The organism is Komagataeibacter intermedius TF2 (genome assembly GCF_000964425.1).
In the GTDB taxonomy this organism is placed as follows: domain Bacteria; phylum Pseudomonadota; class Alphaproteobacteria; order Acetobacterales; family Acetobacteraceae; genus Komagataeibacter; species Komagataeibacter intermedius.
Genome location: NZ_BANF01000585.1, coordinates 1 through 231 on the forward strand (window position 1 = coordinate 1; position 231 = coordinate 231).

Annotated in this window: 1 protein-coding gene; it reads left to right on the forward strand. The window is 61.0% G+C overall.

The features are described 5' to 3' along the window. Positions 1–231, forward strand: a 231-nt coding sequence (locus B7449_RS18615) for a tannase/feruloyl esterase family alpha/beta hydrolase (protein ID WP_048884054.1), incomplete at both ends; no start/stop codon positions are given.

Sequence of the window (231 nt, forward strand, 5' to 3'; positions counted from 1 at the left end):
GCAGATCGCGCCTGCGATTTCCTTTGAAGTCGATCTGCCCATGGAGCACTGGACCCAGCGCTTTCTGCTCGGCGGTTGCGGTGGCCTGTGCGGAATGACGCAAGTGGGCGTCAGCAACGCGGGAGCATGTGTTCCGGCGCTAAATGGCGAATTCGTCATGGCGGGCGATGATATGGGCCATACTGGCTCCATGATGGGGCTGGCGCAGGGCGAATTCGGTAAAGACCCGCA